Origin of the sequence: Halalkalibacter wakoensis JCM 9140 (genome assembly GCF_000513095.1) — a bacterium.
In the GTDB taxonomy this organism is placed as follows: domain Bacteria; phylum Bacillota; class Bacilli; order Bacillales; family Bacillaceae_D; genus Halalkalibacter; species Halalkalibacter wakoensis.
This window is the reverse complement of record NZ_BAUT01000027.1, coordinates 17,035-40,796: the sequence shown is the minus strand read 5'-3', so window position 1 is coordinate 40,796 and position 23,762 is coordinate 17,035. Positions and strand designations below refer to the sequence as shown.

Annotated in this window: 23 protein-coding genes; 6 read left to right on the top strand and 17 right to left on the bottom strand. The window is 37.9% G+C overall.

All coding sequences use genetic code 11. From position 1 onward, the window contains the following. Positions 1 to 46: 46 nt before the first annotated feature. Both JCM9140_RS11805 and JCM9140_RS11800 read left to right on the top strand, forming a co-directional pair. Positions 47 to 829, top strand: coding sequence for an IclR family transcriptional regulator (locus JCM9140_RS11805; RefSeq protein WP_034746473.1), 783 nt, complete (start codon positions 47 to 49; stop codon positions 827 to 829). Positions 830 to 944: 115 nt separating this feature from the next. After that, entirely contained in the window at positions 945 to 1,883 is a 939-nt protein-coding gene (locus tag JCM9140_RS11800) for an amidohydrolase family protein (RefSeq protein ID WP_034746470.1), read from the top strand. 54 nt (positions 1,884 to 1,937) lie between these two features. Here the strand turns inward: JCM9140_RS11800 and pobA are convergent, their stop codons facing one another. Continuing rightward, complete coding sequence (gene pobA, locus JCM9140_RS11795) at positions 1,938 to 3,131, bottom strand: 4-hydroxybenzoate 3-monooxygenase (protein WP_034746467.1); 1,194 nt, start codon at positions 3,129 to 3,131, stop codon at positions 1,938 to 1,940. A gap of 137 nt (positions 3,132 to 3,268) precedes the next feature. Here pobA and JCM9140_RS11790 point away from each other — a divergent pair, with 137 nt between their 5' ends. From JCM9140_RS11790 to JCM9140_RS11780, 3 genes are all read left to right on the top strand, one after another. Then, entirely contained in the window at positions 3,269 to 4,027 is a 759-nt protein-coding gene (locus tag JCM9140_RS11790; RefSeq protein ID WP_034746465.1) for an IclR family transcriptional regulator, read from the top strand. Positions 4,028 to 4,041: 14 nt separating this feature from the next. Continuing rightward, on the top strand, positions 4,042 to 4,815 hold the full coding sequence (locus JCM9140_RS11785) for an IclR family transcriptional regulator (protein ID WP_034746463.1): 774 nt from the start codon (positions 4,042 to 4,044) through the stop codon (positions 4,813 to 4,815). A 168-nt stretch (positions 4,816 to 4,983) separates the two neighbouring features. Beyond that, positions 4,984 to 6,192, top strand: coding sequence for a CynX/NimT family MFS transporter (locus JCM9140_RS11780; protein ID WP_034746460.1), 1,209 nt, complete (start codon positions 4,984 to 4,986; stop codon positions 6,190 to 6,192). A 103-nt stretch (positions 6,193 to 6,295) separates the two neighbouring features. Here JCM9140_RS11780 and JCM9140_RS11775 read toward each other — a convergent pair whose 3' ends face one another. The 13 genes from JCM9140_RS11775 to JCM9140_RS11720 all read right to left on the bottom strand — a co-directional run bounded on the left by JCM9140_RS11775 (position 6,296) and on the right by JCM9140_RS11720 (position 19,212). Beyond that, the gene (locus JCM9140_RS11775) at positions 6,296 to 7,756 is read right to left on the bottom strand and encodes an aldehyde dehydrogenase family protein (protein ID WP_034746456.1); all 1,461 of its coding nucleotides are present in this window, start codon (positions 7,754 to 7,756) and stop codon (positions 6,296 to 6,298) included. Between the two features lie 119 nt (positions 7,757 to 7,875). After that, the gene (locus JCM9140_RS11770) at positions 7,876 to 8,400 is read right to left on the bottom strand and encodes a 3-phenylpropionate/cinnamic acid dioxygenase subunit beta (protein ID WP_034746453.1); all 525 of its coding nucleotides are present in this window, start codon (positions 8,398 to 8,400) and stop codon (positions 7,876 to 7,878) included. After that, positions 8,397 to 9,107 carry an SRPBCC family protein gene (locus JCM9140_RS25410; protein ID WP_439644293.1) on the bottom strand — a complete coding sequence of 237 codons (711 nt, stop codon included), beginning with the start codon at positions 9,105 to 9,107 and terminating at the stop codon, positions 8,397 to 8,399. The genes JCM9140_RS11770 and JCM9140_RS25410 overlap by 4 nt, the downstream gene beginning before the upstream one ends. Next, the gene (locus tag JCM9140_RS25405; protein WP_439644292.1) at positions 9,014 to 9,748 is read right to left on the bottom strand and encodes an aromatic ring-hydroxylating oxygenase subunit alpha; all 735 of its coding nucleotides are present in this window, start codon (positions 9,746 to 9,748) and stop codon (positions 9,014 to 9,016) included. Before JCM9140_RS25405 ends, JCM9140_RS25410 begins: the two co-directional genes overlap by 94 nt. A 216-nt stretch (positions 9,749 to 9,964) precedes the next feature. Then, positions 9,965 to 10,741 carry an IclR family transcriptional regulator gene (locus tag JCM9140_RS11760; RefSeq protein WP_034746450.1) on the bottom strand — a complete coding sequence of 259 codons (777 nt, stop codon included), beginning with the start codon at positions 10,739 to 10,741 and terminating at the stop codon, positions 9,965 to 9,967. 131 nt (positions 10,742 to 10,872) lie between these two features. Further along, positions 10,873 to 12,180 (bottom strand): TRAP transporter large permease, encoded by a 1,308-nt coding sequence (locus JCM9140_RS11755; RefSeq protein ID WP_034746447.1) that lies wholly within the window; start codon positions 12,178 to 12,180, stop codon positions 10,873 to 10,875. Continuing rightward, positions 12,170 to 12,736, bottom strand: a complete 567-nt coding sequence (locus JCM9140_RS11750; protein ID WP_034746444.1) for a TRAP transporter small permease — start codon at positions 12,734 to 12,736, stop codon at positions 12,170 to 12,172. Before JCM9140_RS11750 ends, JCM9140_RS11755 begins: the two co-directional genes overlap by 11 nt. Before the next feature lie 29 nt (positions 12,737 to 12,765). Continuing rightward, complete coding sequence (locus JCM9140_RS11745) at positions 12,766 to 13,875, bottom strand: TRAP transporter substrate-binding protein (RefSeq protein ID WP_034746441.1); 1,110 nt, start codon at positions 13,873 to 13,875, stop codon at positions 12,766 to 12,768. A gap of 372 nt (positions 13,876 to 14,247) precedes the next feature. Beyond that, entirely contained in the window at positions 14,248 to 14,496 is a 249-nt protein-coding gene (locus JCM9140_RS11740) for a ferredoxin (protein ID WP_034746438.1), read from the bottom strand. Between the two features lie 202 nt (positions 14,497 to 14,698). After that, positions 14,699 to 15,916, bottom strand: a complete 1,218-nt coding sequence (gene fdhA / locus JCM9140_RS11735) for a formaldehyde dehydrogenase, glutathione-independent (RefSeq protein ID WP_034746435.1) — start codon at positions 15,914 to 15,916, stop codon at positions 14,699 to 14,701. 243 nt (positions 15,917 to 16,159) lie between these two features. Further along, entirely contained in the window at positions 16,160 to 16,879 is a 720-nt protein-coding gene (locus JCM9140_RS11730; protein ID WP_034746431.1) for an HAD family hydrolase, read from the bottom strand. 159 nt (positions 16,880 to 17,038) lie between these two features. Next, the gene (locus tag JCM9140_RS11725) at positions 17,039 to 18,469 is read right to left on the bottom strand and encodes a DHA2 family efflux MFS transporter permease subunit (RefSeq protein WP_034746428.1); all 1,431 of its coding nucleotides are present in this window, start codon (positions 18,467 to 18,469) and stop codon (positions 17,039 to 17,041) included. Positions 18,470 to 18,648: 179 nt separating this feature from the next. Next, positions 18,649 to 19,212, bottom strand: a complete 564-nt coding sequence (locus JCM9140_RS11720) for a hypothetical protein (protein ID WP_034746425.1) — start codon at positions 19,210 to 19,212, stop codon at positions 18,649 to 18,651. Between the two features lie 146 nt (positions 19,213 to 19,358). Here JCM9140_RS11720 and JCM9140_RS11715 point away from each other — a divergent pair, with 146 nt between their 5' ends. Beyond that, the gene (locus JCM9140_RS11715) at positions 19,359 to 20,558 is read left to right on the top strand and encodes a DUF2515 family protein (protein WP_235715330.1); all 1,200 of its coding nucleotides are present in this window, start codon (positions 19,359 to 19,361) and stop codon (positions 20,556 to 20,558) included. Positions 20,559 to 20,561: 3 nt separating this feature from the next. Here JCM9140_RS11715 and JCM9140_RS11710 read toward each other — a convergent pair whose 3' ends face one another. The 3 genes from JCM9140_RS11710 to JCM9140_RS11700 all read right to left on the bottom strand — a co-directional run bounded on the left by JCM9140_RS11710 (position 20,562) and on the right by JCM9140_RS11700 (position 23,508). Continuing rightward, on the bottom strand, positions 20,562 to 21,383 hold the full coding sequence (locus JCM9140_RS11710) for an ABC transporter permease (protein WP_034746422.1): 822 nt from the start codon (positions 21,381 to 21,383) through the stop codon (positions 20,562 to 20,564). A gap of 2 nt (positions 21,384 to 21,385) precedes the next feature. Next, on the bottom strand, positions 21,386 to 22,366 hold the full coding sequence (locus JCM9140_RS11705; protein ID WP_034746419.1) for an ATP-binding cassette domain-containing protein: 981 nt from the start codon (positions 22,364 to 22,366) through the stop codon (positions 21,386 to 21,388). A 740-nt stretch (positions 22,367 to 23,106) separates the two neighbouring features. Then, positions 23,107 to 23,508, bottom strand: a complete 402-nt coding sequence (locus JCM9140_RS11700) for a YusW family protein (RefSeq protein ID WP_034746416.1) — start codon at positions 23,506 to 23,508, stop codon at positions 23,107 to 23,109. Between the last annotated feature and the right edge of the window lie 254 nt (positions 23,509 to 23,762).

The window sequence follows — 23,762 nt, the reverse complement described above, 5'->3', positions numbered from 1 at the left end:
ATGAAAGAACTGTGTTCCTCTATAAACAACAAAAGGAGGTTTTTACATGCAAAAGGAAAAAGAGAAGAAAGATTACACGTTATCTTCTGTAAAAAATGCGTTACGCATTTTGCGTAGGTTCTCTATGGAAGAATCAGAATTAAAAATTACTGATTTAGCGAAAGATCTCGACTTAGGTAAAAGTACGGTAAGTCGGCTAATGTCAACATTAGCTAGTGAAGGCTTTGTCGAAAAAAATCCAGATAATCAGCGATACCGCCTAGGACTCTCCATTTTATCACTTGCAAGCGTGTGTACATCGAATTTTGAAATTCATAAGGAGGCTATGCCTGTCTTGCATCAACTCGTTGAAAAAACAGGCGAAACTTCGCATTTAGCTATTCTAGATGGACTAGATGTTATTTATCTCCACAAAGTAGAAAGCAAACATCACGTTCGTGCATTTACACACATTGGTAAAAGAAATCCAGCGTATGCTACGAGCTCTGGTAAAATACTTCTTGCCTTTAATGAGGAACATTTTGTCGATAGAACTGTAGCAAGAGGGTTTGAGAGATTTACAGATAACACCATTACGAATCGAGAACAGCTCACTTCTGCTCTTGCAGAAATTCGTTCCAAAGGATACGCCTTAAGTATCGAAGAAATCTTCGAAGGAGTTGTTTCCATAGCTGCCCCTGTAAGAGATTACACTGGCCAAGTCATCGCATCTGTAAATATTGTTGGTCCAATGCAACGTTTAAACGACCGAACGATTCCTATTCATACAAAGAAAGTGATAGAAGCAGGTAAATACATTTCGGAGCGTTTAGGTTATAGATCTTTCTAGATGATGTTGTTAAAAATAAGCTAACTCTTGTTTGAACAACATCCAAGCATCATTGTTTCTACTAAGAGTGAAATAAAACACGAAACCAGTAAATAATTAAAGGAGCTGATTACGTATGCATGATTTTCACACTCATTTTATCCCTGAAGATGTGCTAACTTGGATAAAGGATCACAAACAAACCGTAAACGCTAGTTGGATCAAAAACAGCCAAGAAAAAGAAGAATTTCTTTCAATAAATAACAAATGGGCTTTTGAATTAAAAAAAGAATTTGTTGATGCCAATCTTTATTTAGATCAAAAAAAACAAGTTGGTGTTACACATGCAATCGTCTCCCCAATTCCACAACTCTTTCTCTATGATTTCCCTTCAGAGATTACGAGCAATTTAGCAAGCGTTTACAATCATGCATTAGCTAAATGGAGTAAATCAAACAGTGAAGATCTTTCTGCTTTAGCTACTGTATCTCTTAACAACCCTGAACTTGCTGCCAGAGATTTACGTGATGCGATGGCATTAGGTTTAAAGGGTGCCATTATTGGACCTGGGCTTAATGGAACATTATTGTCTGACACTAGCTTCACACCATTCTGGGAAGAAGCAAATAAACAAAAAGCGATTATTTTTATTCATCCCTTGTTATGCGAAGACCCTCGTTTAAAGCAAAGAATGATGCCGAATTTAATCGGGGTCCCTTGGGAAACAACGATTTCAGCTACAGATTTATTATTAAGTGGTATGTTAGATACATATCCAGAAGTGAAAATTCTATTAGCACATGGAGGAGGCTTCCTTCCATATCAAATTGGTCGTATGAACAAAGGATATGAAATGTGGCCACTCGTTTCAAATGCTTTACAAAAAGAACCTACTGAGTACTTAAAAGACTTTTGGTACGATACGGTCTTATGGAATGAAAATACGTTAGAGTATCTAGTGAAATCGGTTGGTGAAGAGCGAATTGTTCCAGGATCGGACTTCCCGTTTGATCTATGTGCATGGCCACCTGCAACGAACTTTGCAAACGGTTCCAACTCTTTGCTTAAAGATTAAAATATGAATAGAGGTTGTGCCAAAAACAAAAGTTTGGCACAACCCTCTTTTAAATTAAACTTTTATCTTGCTAGCACTCTCCCATTCCAGAGGCAAACCAACGTAGTTTTCAGATAAGCTGGTAAGTGCCGCTCTTGATGTGCAGACATAATCAAGCTCACTAATTTGAATGCCTCTTTCGAATGAACTATGGCTGTAGTCGCGATGAAGCATTGTCGTCATCCACCAAGAGAATCTTTGTGCTTTCCAAATGCGACGAAGAGCAATTTCAGAGTAACGGTCAAGCATGTCATTACGACCTGTTTGGTAATGCTCTTGAATTCCTCTGCTTAATACTTGAACATCACCCATCGCTAAATTTAACCCTTTAGCTCCAGTTGGCGGGACGATATGCGCTGCATCTCCTGCTATGAATAGACGACCATGCTGCATCGGCTCGCACACAAAGCTTCGCATAGCAACAATATTTTTTTGAATAATGGGTCCATCAGGTAGCTTCCAATCATCTGTTTCTACTCTTGCCTTTAATTCTGTCCAGATTCGATCATCTGACCAATTAGCAATATCGTCGTTAGGGTCCACTTGAATATAGTGACGTTGAATTTCTGGCGTACGTTGACTAATTAACGCAAAGCCTCGATCATGGTTAGCATAAATCAACTCTGGATTGGCAATTGGCGTCTCAGCCAAAATCCCAAGCCAGCCATATGGATAAATCTTTTGATTCTCAACGCGATCTGGAATCATTTTTCTGCTAGGTCCATGGAATCCATCACAGCCAGCTATAAAGTCACAAACAAGCTCTTCTTCTCCTCCGTCATGCTTGAATCGTATTTTCGGAGAAGTTGTCTCAATATCGTGTAAACTGACATCACTCACACTAAAGTAGATTTTCCCGCTTGCCTCAAGGCGAGCAGCAACTAAATCTTTGATCACTTCATGTTGTGGGTATACCATTACACTTTTACCTTCTGTAAGCTCATGCATATTTACACGTTGTCGAATTCCGTTGTATTGAAGCTCAATTCCATGATGGATATGACCTTCTCTCATCATTCTTTCGCCGACACCGGTTTCATTTAAAAGGTCTACTGTCATCTGCTCGAGTACACCAGCACGAATTGTTCCTTCAATTTCGTCTCTTGATCTGTTTTCAAGAACGACGGATTCAATTCCCTCAAGATGCAATAAATGTGATAGCATTAACCCAGCTGGACCCGCGCCGATAATACCTACTTGTGTTTTCATAAAAAATCCCCTCTCATTAAACAAATTATTGAAAACGCTTACCTATCTCATTTAAAATGATAATATGAGAATGTTCAGAATAAAAGATCGCTTTTCTTTCATATGAAACGTATGTAGATTTTCAGGAGGAATTTACTATGGAAATGCAAGGAGTTTTAAAATCTGTTACGAATGGTCTTTCTATTTTGCACTTATTTACAAACGAAAAGCCGACTTGGGGGGTGACCGAAATCTCAAAGACCCTTAATCTAAATAAAAGCACGGTTAGCCGACTTGTGAAAGAATTAGTACTTGAGGGATTTTTAGAAAAAAGCGGTTCAAAATATCAGTTAGGCATCTCTGTTCTTTGCTTAAGTGGTGTGATCACGACTCATTTAGAAATCTATCGTGAAGCGAAACCTACCCTACAGTCGCTAGTTAAAAAGGTTGAGGAAACTGCCCACATTGCTATTTTAGAAGATACAAATATTACTTACCTTCACAAAGTTGAATGTAGTCATCCTATTGAACTCCTCTCCTATATAGGAAAAAATAACCCTGCTTCTTGTACGAGTTCAGGAAAACTATTACTTGCCTTTATGCCCGAAGAAATCGTACAAAGCGTTATGAATAAAGGCTTGACAAAATGTGGCCCTAATAGCATTGTCGATCCACAAAAACTATTACAAGACTTAGAGACGATTCGAAACGTCGGCTATTCCATTTGTGTCAATGAACTACATGAAGGGATCATCAGCATCGCCGCACCAGTCAGAGATTTTACTGGTGATGTGATTGCCTCAATTAGCATTGTAGGACCACTAAATCGAATGACGGAGAGTCGTATGTCTTTATATATTGATGAGATTCTAAAATCAGGTAAAGAAATTTCTGAAAGATTAGGTTACGTTGAGTAAAGAAAGGAGTACATATGAGATACCCTGCTATTAGTAAAGAATCCTTCTCGTCAATGAGAAATGCCTTAAGACTACTGAACTTATTTACAATCGAAGAACCTGAATTAACGCTAAGTGACATCGCAGAAAAATTACAAGTTGCTCCGAGTACAGCCCATCGTTTAATTCATACTTTGCTCTATTCAGGAATGCTCGTTAAAGAACCACTCACCAAAATGTATCGACCATCCTCAAGCATCTTATCAATGGGAAATACATTTTTATCAAAATATAACTTATGCCAAATTTCGATTCCCATTTTAGAAGAGTTAACTCAAAAAACAGGAGAAACCGCTCATGTATCAATAATTAGAGAGAGCAAGGTAATTTATTTATACAAAGTTGACAGTCAACATCCTGTTCACTTGCTTTCACACGCCGGAAAACAAAACCCCATTCATTGCACAAGTACAGGTCAAGTGATTTTAGCTTATCAACGAGATGAAATAATTCAGCAAGTGATTGATGCTGGTTTACCATCATATACTTCTGAAACAATTGTTTCAGAAGTAAAATTTCGTGAGAGATTATCCATCATTCAAAAACAAGGTTATGCCGTTAGTCAAGAAGAATTACATCTAGGTGTTACCTCCATTGCAGCTCCAATTTTTTATAAAGGTCAAGTGATTGCTTCTGTGAGCATTGCCGGCCCCACAGTAAGAATGAAGGGTCCCAAATTGGAAACTCTAATTAAATCTGTGAAATTAGCTAGTACTACTATTTCCAAAAAAATGATGATCGAAAAGTAATTATTTTCACCTATTAATCAAAGTCATGCACATGCTACTGTTAACATATTCTATTAGAAAGTTTACTAGCTTTTTTAGACTGGAAAGAAATTACTCTATTTATAAAGAGTATGTGCAAACCCTAGAACAATTTAGAAACACCAATGAATAAGCAAGAAAGAGGTTAATATGAAAAATCGTCCAATTATAACCATCCCTAGCTTGTTATTTCTTTTCGGGCTAGTACTTGTCGCTTTTAACTTACGATCTTCTATCACGGCGGTTGGTCCACTCATCAGTACCATTCGGTTAGAGACGAATCTCTCAAATAGTGTTATCGGCATGCTAACGACTTTACCTTTACTTGCTTTTGGAGTCTTTTCTACAGTGGCTCCAAAAATCAGTAGAAGATGGGGCAATGAAACGACTGTTTTTATTGCTCTAATTATCCTCACAATCGGCATTCTCTTGCGTTCAACTGGAATGGTCTTTACCTTATTCTTAGGAACGGCCATGCTTGGTCTTGGAATAGCCATTTGCAACGTACTACTTCCAAGTATTGTAAAAGGTAGATATCCAAAGAAAATGGGTCTTCTAACTGGGATCTATTCTACTTCAATGGCATTAATGGCTGCTCTCGCTTCAGGACTAAGCATTCCATTAGCTCATCGGTTAAACCTTGGATGGGAAAGTTCCCTTGCCCTATGGGCCATTCTGGCAGGTTTAGCTGTAGTTGTATGGATCCCACAGCTGTTCAGTCAGAAGATAAATAGCAAAGCCATTATTCCTAAAAACAGCAACATTTGGTCATCCAAATTAGCTTGGCAAGTAACGCTTTTTATGGGGCTACAGTCTTGTATATTTTATTGTATCATCGCTTGGATTCCTGAGATATTAGTGAGTAGGGGGATTGATGTACCGACTGCTGGATGGTTATTGACACTAACACAGCTTGTAGGTTTACCAGCCACCTTACTTGTACCTATCTTGGCAACACGAATGTCCAACCAAAAAATAATTGTTCTCGCCATTACCTTTCTTTATTTTTTAGGATTTCTCGGAATCTATCTCGGTGGTTCGATTATGTTTATAATCGTCTGTATGGTGTTCTTAGGACTTGCTCAAGGTGCAGGAATTAGCCTTTCTCTTAGTTTATTTGGGCTACGTTCTGAAAATGCACATGATGCTGCTAATTTGTCTGGAATGGCTCAATCGGGTGGTTATTTACTTGCCGCAACAGGCCCTCTCCTTCTCGGTCTGTTTTATGATTTATCTCAATCATGGTCAATAGGGTTTCTTTTCATTTTGACGATGATAATGGCAATGGGGATATTTGGTGTTTATGCTTCACGTGATCGCTATGTGTTTCAATTAGAGCAGGAAAAGCTTCGGGCATAATAGGGTTGTTTCAAGGGTTTCGCTTTTAACCTTTGAAACAACCCCTTTAACTCAACGAAAAAAAGAGTGCTTGAAATTCTCAAGCACTCTTTCTACTCAGCTGTTAAAATGCAAACTGACGATATTTAGTCTGAACCGAAACCCATTTCGTATTGGTAAACTCTTCAACAACCCATGGATTCCCAAATCTCCCTAACCCACTTGCTTTGTTTCCACCAAATGGAATATGTGGTGCGTCATTCACCGTTTGATCGTTAATGTGGGTCATCCCTGCATCAACCTGTAATGCGAGTTCTTCTCCACGCTCTAAATCGCTTGTGAAGATCGCCGAACTTAAACCGTGCTCGGTATCATTTGCAAAGTCAATCGCTTGTTCATCTGATTCCGCTTTAATAATGGTTGCAATAGGAGCGAATAGCTCACTTTGGGCAAGTTGACTAGAATTATCTACATTAGTAAACACAAACGGCGTTAACACATTGCCAATACGCTGACCTTCTAATGCAACCGTTGCACCTTCTTGTTTTGCTTGCTCAATAAAGTGTAACGCTTTTTCCATCTGCCTTTCATTTACTAGTGGCCCAATAATCGTTTTTGGATCACTCGTATCTCCGTATGGAAGAGTTGCTGCTTTTGCAGCAAACTTTTCAACAAACTCATCATGCTTATCTTGGTGCACAATGATTCGGTTGATGATCATACAAATTTGTCCCTGATGAATGAACTTCCCGAATATGGCTGCATCGACCGCACGATCCACATCCGCATCCGATAAAACAATCAGTGGGCTGTTTCCACCGAGTTCTAGCGCAACACGTTTTAAATTTCGACCAGCGATTTCACCAATTTTACGCCCAACAGCCGTAGAACCCGTGAAACTAACAAGTTGATAGTTTGGATTTTCTAACATCTCATCGCCGATTTCGTCAACATCTGTTTGGATAACATTTAGGACTCCACTTGGTAGACCGGCTTCCTCGAATGCTTTGGCGATAATCGCTCCTCCACTTAGTCCTACTTGAATATCCGGCTTATGAACGACACTGTTTCCTAGCGCAATAGCCGGAGCGATCGTTCTCATCGATAGATTCATAGGGAAGTTAAATGGCGAAATGGAAGCGATAACCCCTAATGGCACACGGTGAATGTGATTTAGTTTGCCTTCTACATGACCCGGTACTTCACGTACTTGATTCACCTCGTCAGCGTATTTAATCGCCTCTTCTAGAAACTCAAGTGTTAAGTGCAATTCCACATTTGCTTTTAAAACACTTCCACCTGTTTCACGTCCGATAACGCTTACAATTTCTTCTCTATTTTCTTTTAAATATTCTGCAGCTTTATGCAACACATTTCTACGCTGTTCAGCGGTACTTTTTGCCCAGACTTTTTGAGCAGCTTTTGCGACTTCGAATGTTTCAGTAAGTTGTTCTGATGTTGCTAATTTAATAGACGTAATGAGTGAATGGTCATATGGATTTGTAATATCATATGAACGTTCACTATTTCCTTCAACCCATTGACCATTAATAAAACTCTTATTTAGTAGTTCGTAATTTTGCATCTAAGCCACTCCTCTTATAAATGTAGCAAACGCTTACATACAGTTTAACCTGATGCCATTTTTTAGGATAGAGCGATGTTCTGATAGATGCAACACTAAATAAATTTCTTTTTGTATACTTATAAAAACATACTCATATTCATCGTTGTAATAACAGCCTGGTCTGGAATAATAGTTCGTGAACATACTTTCCATTCACCATCTACCTTCTTGACCACATCATTTCGTTGACCAAACATCTCTTCTAAATCGGTTGTTGATCCTCTACTACGTTTGTAAAGAAAGTAACTTCTTACTTTGCATTCATCCTGGTTATCTCCTGGTTCTACAACGACATTTGAAATGAAGTGACGTTGTCTTGTGGCCGGGTTCTCAACCCATGCTGACTTTGTATATAAGCGATTTACACGTGTTCTTAAAGAGGCTTTCGTTTCTTCATAGAAGGCAGAATCCTTAGAGATATTATCGATGTTTACTCCCTCTACTGTTTCGCGTAATGGCATTTTGTAATCTAAGTCATCCGTTAACAAATCTAGCCATTCTTTATACATCCGGTTGTCTAAATAATATGCTTCTTGATAAAGTAAATTCGTAATTTGATCTTTTACTTCCAGTGAAACTTGAGCTTTTACTTCATTACTCATTTTGTTTCCTCCTTTACAGAAGCCTCTGCAGTAAGTAGATCTAACCAGTGCTCATGCATTCTTCTTGCCAATGCATCACAGTACGTTGTCGGGTAAGCAGTCCCTGGACCAGGAAAAGATTCATCCTGTTTTACATGACTGAATCCCATTAAATAGTTACTTAGATTGTTATAGTTTAATTCTTTATCTCTCATCATAGTCGCACCACTTACTTCCACAATTCGTGCCCAAGTTTCCGTATCATCCTGCTCTAGTGTTCCAGTAGGGCCAAACGAACCAAGATAGCCTCTATATGCATCTGCCTTGTACTCTTCAGGTGCAGCTTTATCAATCATGAACCAGCACCAAACTTCTACTTTATCAGGCCCTAGTGGTCTCCAAACTCTGAAGTTAAGATAATTGTGTAAATGTCCCTCAGTACCGTGAATGGGGCTTACGAATGATAAGTTCGGGTAAACACCACCAACAAACACTGTAACTCTTTCTAAGATGTCTGCTTGTTCAGGTGTTAAATTTCGTTCGAACATTGGCCACATTTCTTTAGGCATTCCTTGGTACTCAGCACGCGAGCGACCTGTTTTAGATGTAATAACATTAATCCCATGCGCATTTTTCATAACAACTTGGTGTCCATACCCAGCATAAAGCGGATCTTCAGGCTTATACCCATTTCGACAGTAGAGCGGTGTGTTGTTTGAACATGATATGGGTCAGCAGCAAAATTTTCAGCTGTTGATTTCCAATTTGCTTTTGCTACCCAACGTTGAGGCAACCCAATGACTTCCATCCCGCCATCTCCACGGCCAAGCATCATATCAAAATACCATTTCATTTCACCTAAATAATCTTCTAACGATTCTGCTTCAGGATCCAAACACCCAAAAATCATTCCTCGGTAACTTTCAACTCTTGGAACCTCTCGCAATCCCCATTCTTTCTTGCACATTTCCTCGCCATACACTTTATTGCCAGCAACAATTCCAACTAAATCACCATCTAAATTGTAACTCCATCCATGGTACGGACATGTAAACGTTTTCTTATTTCCGCGATCGGCCGTGCATAATTGAGTTCCTCGATGCGTACAGGAATTTAGATATGCTTTGATTTCTTCTTTTCTATTTTTCACTAATAAAATCGGGTCATTAACCATCCATCTAGTTACGTAGCTTCCGGCTTCCTTCAACTCTGTTTCATGCGCAAGGAATTGCCAAGATTTCGCAAAAATCTTTTCTTTTTCAAGTTCATAAATATCAGGATCTGTTATAACCCATTGTGGTAACAAACCTTCATCCATTTTTTCTTTTAACTGCTGAATAAGTTTCTCATCTAATTCTCTTTTAATCATCGAAACATCCTCCTTAGAAAGATCAAATGAAGCGCTTTCAAATTCACATAGTGAATTAATGATTTTTATAATGAACTATAGTTCAAATATACCGATTACTTACTTCGCTGTCAATATTTATTGAATTTTCTATACATTTTTCTTTTCAATTAAAAAAGGATTGCCTCATTTAGCCAAATTGGCCACTGCAGACAATCCTTTCCGTTCTATTTTTTTTCACATTACCTTTTGCCCCATTTGTAATGAAATCTCTATCCCTGTATTTTTCACTTGATCTATTAATTGTTTCCTTCTTTCCCCTTCTATTTTAAAACTTGGTCCAGAAATCCCGACAGAAGCAATCACTTGATTTCGATCATTAAAGATAGGAGCTGAGATAGCTGTGTATCCCACAAATGTTTCGTCAACATCAACAAAATATCCATTTTCCTTTATTTCAGCAAGGCGTTCAATAAATAAAGTCTGATCGGTTATGGTTTTCGGCGTCCTTTCTTCTAGTGGATAGTCCTCAAGAAGAGCTTCTACAAATGTAAGATCCATCTGTGCCAATAGTACAATTCCAAATGCTCCATTATGGAGAATTCGTTTTCTTCCTACATAGTTATTTGGCTGCAAGCCATCTTCACTATCATACCGAACTAAATATTGAATCGTTTCGGATTGAGGTTGTGCTAAAATAACTGAATGCCCTGTTTCTTCATATAATTTTTGCAAATAAGGTTCAGACTCTCTTTTTATATCCAAGTGTTCATAGACGATTCCACTATATTCAAGGAACCCTGTTCCAAGTCGGTACCGATTAGTCACTTGGTTATATTGAATTAGATAATTACGTTCCAATGTCCAGAGCAACCTGTACGTCGTTGTTTTTGCTAGCTTTGTTTTATTCATAATTTCTTCTATAGATAACTCTGGTTTTTCGTAACGAAAACAATTTAATATATGAATCGCACGTTCTACAGATTGAATCGGCTCTAAATTAAGTTCTCTCATGTTTTACCCCAGTTTCTTTTACATTGTTGCTTTTATTTAAACACCTTACAAGTTGCATTTCAATGAAAAAAACTTCCTACCCATTTCCCTAATTTCAGTTAGGTCGGTAGAAAGCTGATTTCATCGGTTCGTCAGGTTCGTGATATTTCTGGCAAGAAAGTGACAATTTCAGGGAAGATAATAAGCAAAATGGTAAAGAATACCATAACAAGGACCATCGGGGTTACCCCTCTAAATATCTTTGTGATTGGTACATCTTTTACAACACCACTAATAATATATACACTTAATCCAAGTGGAGGTGTTAATACACCAATATTTAAAACCATTACCATAATAATACCAAACCATAACCCATCAAAGCCTAGTTGAGTAATCATCGGGTACACAATTGGTAATGTCAATACCATGATGGCAATCCCTTCCATAAACATCCCTAATACTAAATAGACTAAAAGAATTAACAACAATATGACGTATGGAGAAACATCCGCCGAACCTACCAATTGCGTAAGCTTCATTGGAATTTGACTTAAAGCTAAAAACCTTCCAAAAATACTTGCACCAATTAATATTAAGAATATCATAACAGAAAGTCGGATCGTATCATCTAAAGAAGACTTTAACTTTTCCCATGTTAACTTCTTCGTAAATAATGTCACCAAGAAAGCTCCTATTGCACCAATTCCACCAGCTTCTGTAGGCGTAAACACACCAAAATAGATTCCACCTATACTGACTAGAAAGATGATTAAGAATGGCCAAACCGTCGTTAACGATCTCATTTTTTCTTTAAAAGTTGAGGTCTCTAAGGACCTAGGTGCAAGTTCAGGTTTCAGTCTAACTTGAATGTTAATGGTAATCATATAGATTAAAGCTAATAAAAGACCAGGAACAATACCAGCAATTAACAGCGGGCCAATTGGAACTTGTGTAAGAGCTCCATAAAGGATCAAAATGACACTAGGTGGAATTAAGATACCGAGTGTTCCCCCAGCCGCAACAGCCGCTGTTGACATCGATGATTGATATTTATATTTATTCATTTCAGGAATAGCAATTCTCGCCATCGTCGCAGTAGTTGCATTCGTCGATCCAGAAATGGCAGCAAAGATCGAACTCGCTCCAATGGTTGCGATGGCAAGACCGCCTCTAGTGTGGCCAAGCCATTTATCTACAGCCTTAAACAAGTCTTGGCCTAACCCTGTATTAGACATAAACATTCCCATTAAAATAAACAATGGAATCACTGATAAACTATAAGCATTTGCTGTACCAAATGCAGCTGTTCCTAACTGTGCTAACCCAACACTCCAATCTGTTAGCAATGAAACCCCTAGGAACCCTACTAAAAATAGTGAAAGCCCTACGGATACGTTCAAAAGAATAAGAACCAATAATAAAGCTATCCCTAACATACCAATCATTTCAGGACTCATTCTTTTTCACCACCTTACTAATAGATTGAATGATACTTAGCAGAATTGTTAATGCATAAAACAAAACTCCAATAGCCGCTAATATGGCGAAATATTTCATTGGAATTCCTAAATCACCACTTGTTTGTGCTCCGAATCGCTGGGCATAGGCAAAAAGTTGCCAGGAGGTCGTGCCTAGTAGAGCAAGCATAATACATGATGTCAATACATTAATGGATTCACGAATTTTCGTTGGTAATTTGCTTGTAACAAAATCAATCGAAATATGTTCTTTCTTTAATTGCGTTCTCCCCAAGCTTAAGAAAATAACAATGACCATTGCTAACCCTGTTAATTCATACGTGCCTGTTATTGGTTTGTAAAAAAAGTATCTTCCAATAACGTCGCCCGTAGTTAAAAACATCATTAAAAAGAGGACGAGCATCGAAACCCGATGTGTAGCGTTATTAAGAGAATCAACAAATTTCTCAAACTTACTAATCTGTTCTATAGAGGATTGGTTGGGATCCTCAGATCCCAACCTTTCCTTTTGAACTTCGTTTGCGTTCGAGCTCATAAAATCACCTCTGCAGAATAACTTACTCTTTAATTTTCTTCCATTAAACGTAATGCCTCATCAAGAATAGCTTGACCGTCAATTCCTTTTGACTCCATGTTTGCAAGCCATTCTTCGGTAACAACTTCAGCAGCTTCTTGGAATCTTGCAAGTTCTGCCTCATCCAACTCGAAAAACTCTATTCCTTCTTCCTCTGCTTTATTTCTTGCTTGCTCTTCTTGATAATCAAATGCAGCTCCAGCAGTACGAGCCATTGGTTCCCCAATCATCTCTTCAATAATTGCTTGGTCGTCAGCAGAGATACGGTCCCAGCTATTTTTATTCATCATTGTATAGAATAAACCCGTACTAAAATTTCCAACGGTTACATAATCAACAACATCAAATAAATTGAAATCAGCTAAAGCTGCTACCGGAAGAATTCCTCCATCGATTACGCCACGTTGCATAGAGTCATAAATTTCTGGAGCCGGCATGGAAACAGGAGTTGCTCCCCATGATTCAATCATCTTTCCACCTTCAACTGAAGGAGTTCTTAATCGTAATCCACGTAAATCTTCTAAACTAGTTACTTGCTTTCCAGCCGTAATGATTGCATATGGATCTGCTGCATGTGCCCAAAGTAATTTTACATTGTCGTATTCAGCTTGAATTTCAGGAAATGTATCATATAATTTTTGGGTAATCACACTTAACTTTTCTCCGTTGCCATCAGCTAAAAATGGCAAAAGCATTACTGAATGAACTTCAAAAACACCTGCATTATAACCTTGAAGTCCCCAACCCGAATCCATGATACCGGTTACAATATTATCATATGTTTCTGCAGGAGAACCTAATGCTCCACCAGGATAAAGTTGAAAATTGATTCGTCCTTCAGTAGCTTCGGCAACTTCTTCTGCAAATGGTCTCATTGCCATTGAGTCTTGGACGTGTTCGGTAGAGTTCATATGTCCCATACTAAAAGTAATTCCATCAGCCGCTGGAGCTGGAGCTTCGGCTTCTGCAGGTTCTTCTGCACCATTGCCCGTGTTTTCCTCAGGTTCAGTGGCACTTTCTTCACTACCACAAGCTGTAATCAAAAACAAGGAAAGGACTAGGAAACTAATGAATGAGAATTTCTTTGTAAACCTTTTCATAAAAATCTACCCCCAATATTCTTTTTCAAAATTCTATTAGTACCCCAAAATTTAACCGCTTACAAAAAAATATATTCCCCCCCTTTTTTAAAGTTGACTTATGTTATAAGTACTTGTGTTGTTTAAATTGTAATATTCCCTTCATAGCAAAACAACAATGCTATTCTTTTATATGCAACAAATGTTTATTTTTTTTGAAATAATGGAACTATTTCAAAAAAAAGCTTTTTCATCTCTAAAATTGATTCGATGTTTTCTTCTTATACTCCTTTAATAATGCGAATTTTGTCTATTAAAAAGAGGAGCTCTTTTTATCCAGAGAGCTCCTCCTTTTTCTTCCAAGCTATTACACAGGTTCGTCAAACACATATCCTATTCAAACTTCAAAGGATCTCCATCAAAAGGTTCATCTCCAATTTTAATAGATTCAGTTGGACACCCTTCATTGGCATCTTCCATCTCCTCAACTAAATCTTCTGGAACTTCTTTTATTCCCTGGTTATTATCTAATAGAACAAAAGCTATTCCCTCATCATCATAGTCATAAATATCAGGAGCTGCTGCACCGCATGCTCCACATGCAATGCATGTTTCTTTGTCTACAATTGTATACTTAGCCATTTCATCATCTCCCCTTTAGCATTATACTGTTACCTGATGATTTAAAATGATCGTAAAACATACCGAATCACTATACAAGACCATCGTTCCTATATATAAAACAAACTTCAAATAGATGATTTTATAATTCCAAAATTTGAAAAACGGTTATTATCACCAGATAATAAAACAGGGCAGATAGAATACCTATCTGCCTGTTTTATTAACTTTTCATCGTCTTATGAGGATCAATCACAAATTTTTTAGAAGCTCCTTGATCAAACTCGGCATATGCAGCAGGGGCTTGATCAAGCGTAATGAGAGTCGCATTTACAGCTTTGGCAATTTGCGCTCTACCACTTAAAATAGCCATCATTAAATCTCGATGGTATTTCATAACAGGCGTTTGGCCTGTAACAAATGTATGAGCTTTCGCCCAACCTAAGCCTAACCTCACCTTTAATGTACCATGCTTGGCATCTTCATCCACCGCACCTGGGTCGCCCGTAACGTAAAGACCTGGAATCCCAAGACGCCCTCCTGCACGAGTCACTTCCATAACAGAGTTTAATACAGTAGCAGGAGCTTCACCAGCTGCTGCACCGTGACCATGTGCTTCAAAACCAACACAGTCAATTGCGCAATCTACTTCGGGAACCCCTAACACCTGTTCAATTTGCTCTGCTAAGTTAGGATGTGTTTTTAAATTTACCGTTTCACAACCAAAGCTTCGAGCTTGAGCCAATCGTTCATCGATCAAATCACCAACAATGACAACAGAAGCTCCCAAGAGTTGGGCAGAATGAGCAGCAGCCAAACCAACAGGACCAGCGCCAGCAACATATACAGTTGAACCTGGTTTCACCCCTGCACTTACGGCTCCGTGATAACCAGTTGGAAATATGTCAGATAGCATCGTTAAATCGAGTATCTTTTCCATCGCTTGGTCTTTATTAGGAAATTTCAACAATTGAAAATCTGCATAAGGAACCATAACATATTCCGATTGGCCGCCAACCCAGCCTCCCATATCGACATAACCATACGCTGAACCCGGACGATCAGGATTTACGTTTTCACAAATATGAGTATCTTGTTCCTTACAACTGCGGCATCTTCCGCAAGCTATGTTAAATGGAACGGAAACGAGGTCTCCTTTTTTTATAAATTCAACATCACTTCCAACTTCAATCACTTCACCCGTAATTTCATGACCCAAGACTAACCCACTTGGTGCAGTCGTACGACCTCTCACCATATGCTGGTCACTTCCACAGATATTCGTTGTCACTACTTTGACAATAACCCCGTGGTTACACTTTCTACCGACATTTAACGGATTTACACCTGGACCGTCCCGTAACACTAAATCCGGATAACCAATGTCTACAACATCAACTTTTCCTGGTTCCACATACACAACGCCTCTATTCCCTGCCATCCTAAACACCTTCTTTTCTGAATAGTTATCTTTCAACTGGAAGCATATTATTCTAAGTTGGTTGTTTAACAGGAAGATTTTTGTAACCGCTTTCTAAATCCTCCATTATAAAGAACTTAAACAAATCATTACATTCATTCTAGTGCATCTCTCAAACCATCACTACGTTAAAATTCCATATACTGCAACAATTACAAAAAAGAGACAAACAGATTTGAATTACATCTGCTTGTCTCTTTTTCCTTAATGAAAAATGCCTTCTCTGTTTTTTATTTTCGTTAATAACCGATCAATGGTGCCTCTGTCGTCAATCTGATAGATTGGCTCTCCTCTGTCAATTACATATCCTTCAACTAAAAAAGTTTTCATCCCAAGTGTACTTGTGACCATATCTTCTTGAACATCATTCCCGACCATAATACACTCTTCTGGCTTTATATTGAGACGATCACAAATATCTAGATAATATTCTTTATTTGGCTTAGTAAACGATTGATCTTCATAAACAGTCACTAACTCAAATGGCAGATTCTCAATTCTTGCCCAACGCATGCGATGCGTAATTGCTACCTTTGGAAAAACAGGATTTGTCGCAATCGCAACTCGAAATCCTTGTTTTACTGCTGACTCTATAACTTCCTTAGCCACTGGTGTAGGACTAGTCAGATGAGATAAAGTAGGAAAAATCGTATCATAAAATTCATCCAAAGTCGGCCAAATCTCATCCCTTTTAAGATTGGTTAATGCTAAAAAAGATTCCTCAAATACTTGCTCGTTTGTTTTATTAGGATCTTTGTTTTGAATCATCTCCGTTGTACTAGCTAAAAGGGCTTTAACAAAATCATTTGGATCGAGAATATGTGCAACTCTAGGCGCTAGTTCTTTCAGATAACTCTCTACAAATCGCTGTGTATCCATTGGCAACAAAGTACCATCTAAATCAAATAAAATTACTTTAGCCATATGTAACATACCACCTTATTTAAAATAAAAGATAACAACCAAATTATACCATAATTGTTTTATGCACTTCATTTTCCGACCCCAAATCATACCTTCTAGATGAATAAGAAGGGGACTAAAAAGGAATGATTCCTTTTTAGTCCCCTTTAAGATAAGCCTCTAATGATTGCTAGCTTTCTCAAACTCTTTTTCTTCGTAATCAACCTCCGGCTTCGTATACTTCACAAAGAATGAAGCGACTAATGCGATAAAAGTACATGCCGTAAGAACAATGAAGGAAACATTCGCCCCATATATATCAGGATACACAATATCTGGTCGATTTTCAGCGCTAATAGCTGATGTCGTCATAATTGAGACCAGTATAGCTGTGCCTACCGAGGCAGCAATCATTCTCATCGTATTATCCATAGCTGCTCCGTGCGGGATAAGTCGTTTTGGTAGTTGATTTAACGCAGCGGTTTGAATTGGCATCATAACCATAACTAAACCAAACATTCTGATCGCATACATAACGGTCAAATAGGTAAAAGATGTTTCAGGCCCTAAATTAATATAAGCCAATGTCGATAAAGTCATAATGATTAGCCCAATTATAACCAACCAACGTGCCCCTACTTTATCAAATACCCGACCGATAATCGGCGCCATAATTCCACTAACTAATGCTCCTGGTAATAGAGCAAGACCTGCTTCAAATGCCGTAAATTCTCGCATGTTTTGCATGTACAATGGAATTAATGTTTCCACTCCGATTAACCCCATAAACGCAACCATCCCAATAATGACCGCATACGGAAAAATCGAATACGTAAATACACGAAATTCAAGCATTGGATGCTTTAATTTCAGCTGTCTAGCAGTAAAGAGAATAAGAGAAATCCCTCCGACTCCTAGTGACACAAAGGTAATCGCCTCAAACCATCCATAGTTACCAGCAGCGGTAAAACCATAGAGAAGCCCACCAAAACCAAAAGATGATAAAATGATTGAAATGACATCAATTTTAGGTTTTGTTACTTCCGTGACATTCTTCATTACAAAGACGGCAATAACAATGTCAATCAACGCAATCGGCAAAATAATAAAGAACAATAGTCTCCAAGAATAATTAGCTGTAACCCATCCGGATAAAGCCGGACCAATAGCTGGAGCAAAAGAAATGACTAAGCCAATTAATCCCATCGCTGCTCCTCGTTTGTTGATAGGAAAAATCATTAAAAATACAGTTGTCATTAATGGTAACATGACTCCAGCACCTGCCGACTGTATCACCCTGCCAACTAGTAAGACTTCAAAATTAGGAGCAATTCCGCCTATTAATGTTCCAAACGCAAACACACTCATTGCGGTAATAAAAAGTTGCCTTGTTGTAAAACGTTCTAACAAAAAGGCACTTACTGGAATCATAATACCATTCACCAACATAAATACAGTTGTTAGCCATTGAGCACTATTTGCGGTAATGTTCATTTCCTGCATAATTGGAGGAATCGCTGTAATCATTAGTGTTTGATTTAAAATTGCAATAAAAGACCCTGCTAGCAAAAGGGCAACAATCGTTGATCGTTTTTCATTTGCTTTTCCCATGATGTTTCTCATCTCCACATCTTTTTCGATTCAAAAGTTGTCGCAACAACCACTTATACAGATTACACGATTCCTCTCCTGTCATCCATGTTCAAATTCACTATTTCCTGTCTTTTTTTCCTGTATCTTTAATTGGGTTACCCCGAATACGATACTGACCTAGACAACAACCTTTTTACTTATTGCATGGGCATTGGCATAACGAACCACCTTTTCCCCTCCAGAACTAGTTGAAACGTTAACGTCTCTTGAGGCTCTTCTAACCTAAACTGAATTCGAGCTTGACCTTCTTCAACATGAACCATGACTTCTCTCACTTCATTAACCCTCTTCATTAACTCACGGTTTTGTACCAGATTTACATCATTACGTCCGTCTTTTATAAAGGCATCTTTTGACTGAAGTACGGATTCCTCTGGGTGAAAATGATACAAAGTACCGTAATCTTCTCCTGCTAATGTATACATATACAATTGAAACACTTCAAAAGGCGTAACTTCTTCAAAAAAAGACTTATTATACGTTCTCATAAAGTCGTTAAACCGTGTAAGCAATTCGTCGTCTACTTCTAAAATAGATCGGTCCAATATCACTGTAGTCATAAACTCTTCCGCTGTACTAGAACTCTCAATTGGTTCTACGGTCTTTGATTGAACTTCAAAATATCCACAAGCATTTGTGATAGTGGTGGTAGCAGCCATGATAAACAGCAAAACAAACCCGTTATTTCTCCATTTTTTCATTTTTAAAAACTCCTCATCAAAAATATGATTACGACCCAATGATATAACGCAGCGTCAGCCTTGAAAGTGACAATTGTTCATTCTGTTCTTTAACGTCTACATCTCTTCATACATACCGTAGAAATGAGGAGGTCGGCCAATTGAATATGTTAAAGAAAGCGACTCAAATTCCAAGTGCTATAAAACAATATGCAATGAACGCGTTTGACAAATATAGGTATGAATCGAACAATAAACGTGAATGGGAAAGACTCTCTCTTGAGTCTTCTGAATTACAAAAGCTTCAACAGAAATTACTCATATCTTCAAAAGAAGAAACGTCCAAAAATCCCTTATCAACTTCAGATAAAATTCTTATTGCCGAGCTGAAACAAAAGATTAGGACTCACAATCAAAACAATGTTACTCGTACGAAAGCTTATTTAAATTTCTATCTTAAACACCCTGAGATTCATTGGGCATTTCTAGCTCACCTTGTCTCTAGGAATGGCGGATGGAATATGACAGATTTAAAAGGAGATTTAACGAAAGCGTTAAGTGCGAAGAGGAAAAAGGATTTTTTTCATTTTTTAGAGAGGGCTAATGCACTTATCTTTCATGATGCGTACCCACAACTACTCTTATATGAAGAAAGTAAACAACAGAATAAAAATCTGTTTTACTTGCTGCCCTTTTTTCATGTATCACAATTTATGTCTCCGATATGGAATCATTTTTTCTTAAACAAAAATAGCAAGTTGTTAACCATTGCATTAATCATTAATGAACAACATTATATTGAAAATCGCGTTATTCAACATTCATATTTCAAAAAACATGTCATCCAAACACCTCTCTTTCAAGCACAAGACTTATTTCAATTTACGAAAGTACTTTTTCCTTATGAACAAACGAAAAAGAAGAGAAAAGTGGCGGGTGTTAATGTGACCAATTTCGAAAGTGTTACGGAACGGATTAACGTGGGAAAACGACTTTATGCAATGGTCTTTGGGCTCAATCCTCTTCATCAAGATATCACTACTTTTGCAACAAACGTTCCACATACAGGTTCACGGTCTGATTATTGGCCAACTGTTTTCACTTCAAAAGAAAAAAAGAAGACGCAAAAAGCGTCTCCTTGTGCAAGTAATGAGATTATTTATAGTCCAAAATTAGCGAATGCTTGGAATGATGTCTCGCACACTTTTTCAGATCAAAGTGATTGGTATCAGGACTCTAATGTTTTTAGTCATTTCTCTGCCATTGATGTTCCAACTGCTTTTGACCTTACAAATGACTATTGCAGGCATTTGCAAAAACTCACTGTTGGAGCCCATGCGTATAAAAAAGTCAAAAAATTCTTTTAAGATTTATCTCTTGTTTCGATAAAGGTACATCGTTAATGGCGCAAAAATGACAATCAGTAAGAAAGACGCCAACAAAACCCATCCAATTTGGGCCGCTGTAACCGACCCATGCATCAATCCTCTTACAGCGGTTACTAACAAGGATATTGGGTTTATTTCTACAAACGATTCAAGCCAACTAGGCAGTGTTCTCGGATCGACAAATACGTTACTGACAAATGTTAATGGGAACAGAACCATCATGCTAATTCCCATTAACGATTTTTCAGTCCTTACAATTAATCCAAGTGTAGTCCAGATCCATGAAAGGCTAAAGGAAAATAAGACAAGCAAGGACACAGCTAACACAACACCAATAAAGCCACCTTCTGGACGAAAGCCCATAATCAATCCAAGAATGATCATAATGGTCGATGCAATCGTATAACGAACTGCATCCATAAGTAATGCTCCAACTAATACAGATGGACGCCAAATAGGTAATGAACGAAACCGATCAAAAATTCCTTTTGAGATGTCATTATTTAGTTCCATTCCTGTATACATTGTAATGGTTACAACAGTCATCGCTAAGATACCAGGTAAAAGAAATTGCAAATAATCGCCGGTTGAACCAGCAATCGCTCCCCCGAATAAGTACGTAAACATTAATAAGAACATGATTGGGAATACGGTAACATCTAGAAGTTGCTCTGGCACATACTTCAATTTCAATAGAGCCCTCCAAAAAAATGTACCTGTATTCGTTAATCGACTAGGTTTTTTCGGTCTTTCTCGAGTAGAAAGAGCCTGGATTAACTTTTCATTTGGTTCTATCTGACTCATGCTTACACCACCTTACTCGAATCGCCGTTTTCTTCTGTTGGTTTCCCAGTCAGTGTAAGAAAAACCTCATCTAAACTTGGTTGCCCTAACGAAAAATCAGTTACAGAAATTTGTTCCTGCTCTAATTCTTTTAAAGCGTGAATCACACGGTTCGTCTCCTTTACTGAAGCAGTTAAAACGAGTGGATCTGAATTTAATTGAACGGTTGTCTCAAGAATATCAGAAAGAATCTGTACCGCTTTTTCCCTTTGATCCTCTTTAAGGAGACGAATATGCAAGGCTCCTGTTCCAACTGATGCTTTTAACTCTCCACTTGTTCCTTCAGCAATGATTTTTCCTTGATCTATAACCGCAATTCGATCAGCCAACTGATCAGCCTCTTCCAGATACTGTGTTGTAAGAAGAACGGTTGTACCTGCATTCACAAGTCCCCGAACAATTTCCCACACCTGATTCCGACTTCTCGGATCTAAACCAGTTGTTGGCTCATCTAGGAATAATAAATCAGGCGTGACAACAATGCTTGCCGCAATATCAATTCTTCTTCTCATTCCTCCTGAATACTTTTTAACTTGGCGTTTTCCAGCTTCCGAAAGCCCGAACGCTTCGAGAAGCTCTTCTGCTCGTTCTTTTGCCCGCTTTCTTGAGAAACCTAGTAATCTGGCTATAAATACTAAATTTTCGAAACCTGATAAATCCTCATCAAGTGAAGCAAATTGTCCAGTTAGGCTAACACGAGATCGTACTGCATCTGCCTCCGTTACAAGATCATGACCTAGGATTGTTGCTGTCCCCTCATCAGGAGTAAATAAGGTAGCTAACATTCGAATGGTTGTCGTCTTTCCAGCCCCATTTGGCCCTAAAAATCCATATACTGTCCCAGCTGGAATAGCTAGGTCTACACCGTCTACTGCTCGTTTATCACCATAACACTTTACTAGTCCAGTAGCCTCAATAGCTAGCGCTTGTTCTTTCAATTCCATCACCCTTTCCATACCGTTTTGTTATATGCATGATTTAAGGGTATATGATAATTAATTTTGAATCATCAGTCTCAAGAATGAATCTAAAAAACCCACACTCTTACAAGATAACGGGTTTACTTGTGAAGCGAAAAACAGCAAAACAAATTTCACAACCTAATTCACAATATAATTTGCATATTAAAAAGGCACGAAGACTGATTCTTCTTGCCTTTGTTTTCATATTTTCTTATCAAACGCATGCGTTTGTTCAATGAACCACTCCTTATTCATGAATAAAGCCCCATCCCTCCATATAAGAGTGGACCAATGAGGGAATCTGCAACATGGGTTGATATAATAAAGGGAGAAACTTCCCTTAATTAAGAAATGGCTTCGAAAATAGTTGAATTAGGCGGAAAAATTCCCGCTAATTCCTTTATAAACATGATAATTTGATTTCGGTGTATGCTTAAAGGGAGAATTTCCCCTTATTTATCCCTAATTAAGCTATATTTTGTATTTAAAGGGAAAAATTCCCCTTATTGTGAGTATCTTTGGAGAAAACTTCGTATACTACAAAATCAATTTTTACATTAGAGTTCACATAGGTCTGCGAACTACTGTGTGATTTCACCTCTACACAGTAATGAACATTGATATAACAACAAAAAAACACATGTGTTTTCTCTTGTGAATGTCTTGTTTGAACCTCTGAAGTAAACCCACACTCTTTCAAGAACGTGGGTTATGATAATCAATTATGAGAATTTCTTTTGAATGGTAAGTTTCTTGTCTCCATCAAATATAACGTCAAGTTCAAATTCATCGACATCTTTAACATCGATCCCAAATGCACGTAATGCTTCAGCAATGAGCTTTTCTTTGTTTGCATCAGGAATGACATTCACTTTCTGAAAAAATGCTTCCACTTTTGGAAGAGCCTCTTCTCCAAAAAGAGCTACCTCTCTCGGGACAACATATTTCGCTTGAATCTTGCTGCTTTTCATTGCGTATTCAATTTCATACTCTGTGCCATCTTTCAGTTCAATTTCAATTTCAAAGTCAACAATCGTAGGAGAAGCCTCTACTGTCCCAAAATTTAATAGGCCTACCAACATAAACATTAATAAAAATAATCCACTTAGTATGGTTTGTTTCATATTCTTCCTCCATCCATTTTATTCACTGTTACTTTCTCCCTTTCCTTGCATTTCATACAATCGAATCACTATTTATCCATTTTACTTATGCGACCTTTTAGCGATTCGAAAAGCTAAGAACTTTCCAATTTCACGTTATTTCTTAAAATTAGAGCTTGATAAACATAAGTTAAATCATTTGTATTCCTTATTCTATGGTGACTATAATATCAGTTAATAAGCGCTTAAAAGTATATTACCTTTACATAGGAGGC